The following is a 3,604-nucleotide window of genomic DNA, read 5'->3' as shown; positions in this document are numbered from 1 at the left end:
GTGGGCGGACGGCACGGCGATCGTACCCGCGGCCGCCCGGCCGGCCGCGCAGACGGTGTCCGACCGCTACGGCGTGGCCTTCACCCGCGCGGCCTCGGTGTCCGGCGTCCCGCTGTCGGCGGTGCGGATCGCCGCCGCCGCTTCGGCGGACGAGCTGTTCACGCTGCGCGAGCTGGGCTTCGCCGTCACCCCCGTCTCCACCGCGGCGCTCAACGCGGGCTACGACTGGAGCGGGACCGACGTGCTGTACGTCTCCAGCGGGCTGAGCTACGCCGCGCTCAACCCGGCGGCCAGGGCGGCGCTCGACGCGTTCCTGACCACCGGCGGCGTGATCACCCGTGGCGGGACCGGCGCGGCCTTCAACACCGCCGCCGGGCTGCTCACGGCGACCTCCGTCGCCGGCCGCGGCGACGCCAACGGCGTGGTACGCACGGTCTCCACCGGCCGCCAGGTCGGCGCCGGATCGCCCGGCCACTCGTTCGTGTACTCGCCGCGCTGGTTCACCGGCCTCGGGCCGGAGGTCACGGTCGAGCAGTCGTACGCGGCCGACGGGCCCCTGGTGTCCGGCCACTGGCGGCCCAACGCCGACGGGACCGGCGGCCAGGACGCGGCCCGGGGCCAGGCGGCCGTGGTCAGCGGCCGCGACGAGCGGGGCGCGGCCGTGGTGCTGTTCGGCACGGAGCCGCTGTTCCGCAACCACCCCAAGGGCCTGTTCCCGCAGGTGGCCCGGGCCCTGTACTGGGCTTCCTCGGCCGCGCGCACGACCGTCACCACCCCCTGAGCCGACTCGTGGCGGCCCCACGCCCGTGGGGCCGCCGTGGCTCGCGGGCCGGCACCGCCGCCCCGGTCGCGCCGCCAGGCGGTTCCGCTGATCGGCAGGAAGGATGGGACTTTCGCCTCTAACGCGGCTGGGCGCCGAGCAGGGATGTTGAAGGTATGCAGCTGGATTCGTCCGGACTTCAGGTGCTCTCCCTCGACGAGTGCCTGGGTCTGCTGTCCACGACTCCGATCGGGCGAATCGTGTTCACCGATCACGCCCTGCCGGCCGTGCAGCCGGTCAACTTCTATCTCGACGGCCGCTCCATCGTGATCCGGACCTCGATCGGGTCCAAGCTGGCCGCCGCCACCCGGCGTGCGGTGGTGGCCTTCGAGGCCGATGAGTTCGATCGCGAGCTGCGTACCGGCTGGTCTGTCACCGCGGTGGGACATTCGCGGGCCGTGACCGACCCGGCCGAGCTCGACCGGCTGGCGGCGCTGCCGTTGACGACCTGGGCGCCTGCCGGCCGGGACCACTACATCGTGGTCGAGGCCGAGCAGGTGTCAGGCCGCCGCCTCACCGACTAGAGCCGGCGTCGGCCGCGGCGGTGATGACTCACAGCGGGACCTGCCAGCGCAGCCGTGTCCCTCCCTCTTCGGGGACCATGAGCTCCGCGGTGCCGCCCAACCGGGCGGCCCGGTCCTCGATGTTGCGCAGGCCGCTACGGCGTCCCGTCTCTCCCAGGCCGACGCCGTTGTCCGTGACCATGAGGACGAGTTCGGCACCCGCGGCCTCGACAAGTACATCAGCGCGGGTCGCGCGGGAGTGGCGAACCACGTTGGACAGAGCCTCGCACAACACAGCCAACAGGTGCTCGGTGACCGGCTCGGGCACCATCGTGTCGATCTGCCCCTCCATGCGCAGGCCCGGCATGAAGCCCAGATGACCGGCGGCGCCCTCCACCAGCTCCACGATCTGCCCTCGCAGTCCCGGCGCGGTCACCTCGCTGGAGCCCTGCAACGCGAAGATGGACGAGCGGATCCTCCGGATCGTCTCATCCAGGTCGTCGATCGCGTGCTGCACCCGCTTGACCGCCTCGGGCCGCTCAATCAGCCGGACCGTGCTCATCAACGTCATCGCCGTGGCGAACAGCCGCTGGATGACCACATCATGCAGATCTCTGGCGATGCGATCGCGGTCCTCCAGCAGGCCGAGCCGCTCGGCGTCACTGCGCGTCTCGGCCAGCTCCAACGCGATCGCCGCCTGACCGGCGAACGCCTGCAGCACCTGCTGATCCGCCCCGCTGAACGGCAACCGCCCCATCCGTTTGGCCAGCACCAGCACCCCGCGCACGTTCGGCACGTTTCCGAACGGCACCATCAGCACCGGCCCGTAACCCAGCCGCCGGAGCGGCGAGCCAGGGCGCGGGACGGTCTGCATGTCCGGGTCGGACATGGACTCACCCTGGGTGAATACATCACCCGCGAGGGTGTCCGACACCACGAAGACGGCGCCCGGCAGCTCCTCAGTACCCTTGCCCTCCGCGATCTCCACGATCAGCGACTGCCTCGACGGCTCAGGCAAGAGCACCTCGACCAGGTCCGCATCGGTCATCTTGCGGGCGTAACCTGCCACCGAGCTCAGCACCTGGCGCGGGTCGGCACCGGACAGCAGGCTCGTGGTCACCTGCGACAACGCCTGCAGCCAGGTCTCACGCCGCCGTGACACCTGATACGAACGGGCGTTGTCCACGGCGACGCCGGCTGCGGCGGCCAGCGCTATGACGATGGCCTCGTCCTCCTCGTCGAACTCGCCGCCGCCGCGCTTCTCGGTCAGGTAAAGGTTTCCGAAAACTTCCTCGCGGACCCGTATCGGGACGCCGAGGAAGGTGCCCATCGGCGGATGGCCGGGCGGGAAGCCGTACGACTCCGGATGGTCGGAGATGCGGCCCAGCCTGAGCGGCCGCGCATCCTTGATCAGAAGGCCGATCAGGCCCAGGCCGTGCGGCCAGTGCTCGATCCTGGCGATCTCCTCCTCGCTCAGCCCCACCGGGATGAACTGGATGAGCGTGTTCTCCTGGCCTACCACGCCCAACGCGCCGTAGGTGGCATCTACCAGATTCGTCGCGGTCTCCGTGATGCGGCGCAGCACGGTCTCCAGATCGAGCTCGCTGCCCACCGACACGATCGCCTCGAGCAGCGCGTGCACCCGATCCCGAGTGGCCAGCACGGCGTTGAGCCGCACCTGCAACTCGGCCAGCAGCTCATCGAGCTGCATCTGCGGCATCAACGGGTGGCGCTCGTCCTCCACATTTATCAGTGTCGCACCGGGCCGGCAGCGACGTTCATCTGCGGTTCCGGCGGTGGGCGCGCTTCCCCGGGTCCTTCGGCGTTCCAAGGCCGGAAGGCCATGCGACGGCGTCGAGCCGTACATTCCGGTTCCTCAGGGTTCCTTTAAGGACACGTGGGAGACAGCCGCCGGTCAAGCGCCGAAAGACCCTACGACATGGGGCTTTTGTTAAGAGCGACGTCGGGGCCTTCGTATTTTCGGCCGTGCCGGCGGTCGGATAGCGTCGTAAACATGATTCGTGTGTTCCTCGTCGACGATCATGAGGTCGTGCGGCGGGGGGTCGCGGCGATGCTGGAGTCCGAGGAGGACATCGAGGTCATCGGCGAGGCCGGGACGGCCGAGTCCGCGGTCGCTCGCATTCCCGCGTTGAAGCCCGACGTGGCGGTGCTGGACGTGCGGTTGCCGGACGGCAGCGGCGTGGACGTGTGCCGGGAGGTGCGCTCCCGGGTGCCGGGACTGGCGTGCCTGATGCTGACCTCGTTCGCCGATGACGACGCA

3 protein-coding genes and 1 pseudogene are annotated in these 3,604 nt (G+C 70.3%); 3 read left to right on the top strand and 1 reads right to left on the bottom strand.

What is annotated here, in order from left to right; translation table 11 throughout:
* Together AB0J09_RS59355 and AB0J09_RS59350 are read left to right on the top strand one after the other, a co-directional pair.
* Positions 1 to 781 (top strand): annotated as a pseudogene (locus tag AB0J09_RS59355) (peptidase M28); the annotation flags it as partial.
* Between the two features lie 155 nt (positions 782 to 936).
* Positions 937 to 1,344: a pyridoxamine 5'-phosphate oxidase family protein gene (locus tag AB0J09_RS59350; protein WP_360712317.1), complete on the top strand. Its 408-nt coding sequence runs from the start codon at positions 937 to 939 to the stop codon at positions 1,342 to 1,344.
* Between the two features lie 28 nt (positions 1,345 to 1,372).
* On the opposite strand, the gene AB0J09_RS59345 is transcribed toward AB0J09_RS59350, so the two are convergent.
* Positions 1,373 to 3,043 carry a GAF domain-containing protein gene (locus AB0J09_RS59345; protein WP_360712319.1) on the bottom strand — a complete coding sequence of 557 codons (1,671 nt, stop codon included), beginning with the start codon at positions 3,041 to 3,043 and terminating at the stop codon, positions 1,373 to 1,375.
* 294 nt (positions 3,044 to 3,337) lie between these two features.
* Here AB0J09_RS59345 and AB0J09_RS59340 point away from each other — a divergent pair.
* Positions 3,338 to 3,604 (top strand): response regulator transcription factor (locus AB0J09_RS59340; RefSeq protein ID WP_360712315.1); only part of this gene is annotated, 267 nt, incomplete at its 3' end.

It is taken from the genome of Nonomuraea sp. NPDC049784 (genome assembly GCF_040659615.1).
Taxonomy (GTDB): Bacteria; Actinomycetota; Actinomycetes; order Streptosporangiales; family Streptosporangiaceae; genus Nonomuraea.
This window is presented reverse-complemented; position numbering and strand designations above follow the sequence as displayed.

Coding starts and splice junctions, on each gene's coding strand:
- AB0J09_RS59350 (WP_360712317.1), top strand. CDS start 937: ATGCAGCTGGATTCGTCCGGACTTCAGGTGCTCTCCCTCGACGAGTGC.
- AB0J09_RS59345 (WP_360712319.1), bottom strand. CDS start 3,043: ATGCCGCAGATGCAGCTCGATGAGCTGCTGGCCGAGTTGCAGGTGCGG.